Source organism: Mesorhizobium sp. M1088 (assembly GCF_040318575.1).
Taxonomy (GTDB): Bacteria; Pseudomonadota; Alphaproteobacteria; order Rhizobiales; family Rhizobiaceae; genus Mesorhizobium.
Window position 1 is genome coordinate 1 of the sequence record NZ_JAMYMO010000126.1, and the last position, 756, is coordinate 756.

A 756-nucleotide genomic window follows, 5' to 3' on the forward strand; every position below is an offset into this window, starting at 1 on the left:
GCGGCCCTCCTTCGCTACGGCTTCGGAGGGCATCCTGCTTCGCGCGGAGAGGGGATTCGCTGGACTTGTCCTGCGAAGCGCACAGCGCGAAGCAGGATCGCCTGCCACCCGAAGCCCGCAGGGTGTAGGGTGGCGGAGAGGATGGGATTCGAACCCACGAGAAGCTTTTGACCTCTACTCCCTTAGCAGGGGAGCGCCTTCGACCACTCGGCCACCTCTCCGTTGCGCCGGTGGATAAAGAAAAGCGCCGGCACAATCAACAAGCCGGCGCTATTATCCTTGAAAAATCGACCCTTTGCCAAGGTGCGGCCCAGCGATGTGTCGATTCTGCGGCAATTCCCTGGTTCGCGACTCGGGCCAAGGTCACATTTCGGGCCGACCGTCGCCGGAATCCGCCGTTTGCAACGGCTTGCGGAGGGCCATTGGTTAACGGGAGCTTTCGGAGTGAGGCCAAATCGTGTCATTTGTGCAACAACGCTGGGGGATAGCGCCAAGACAAACCTTTTGCCGGTACGATCGTGGTTGAACGCCGCCGTCTCATGGGTAATGTCGGATTTGAAGGAGCGGCGCGGTGCGCATCTTTTTCGGTAGTGGGGATGGGGCAGGGAACGCTGTCCTTCAGCAAAGAATACCCAGACCCGTTTTTTAACTTTTGACTGGAGGTCAGAAAATGAACATCAAGAGCCTTCTTCTCGGCTCCGCTGCGGCACTGATCGCAGTTTCCGGTGCGCGCGCCGCCGACGCCGTCGTCGTCGC

1 protein-coding gene and 1 tRNA gene are annotated in these 756 nt (G+C 59.8%); both read right to left on the reverse strand.

The features are described from left to right. Positions 1–130 precede the first annotated feature (130 nt). A tRNA-Ser gene (locus NKH49_RS34775) sits at positions 131–221 on the reverse strand. Between the two features lie 239 nt (positions 222–460). Continuing rightward, positions 461–756: hypothetical protein (locus tag NKH49_RS34780; protein WP_352930224.1), on the reverse strand; the 296-nt coding region annotated here is incomplete at its 5' end.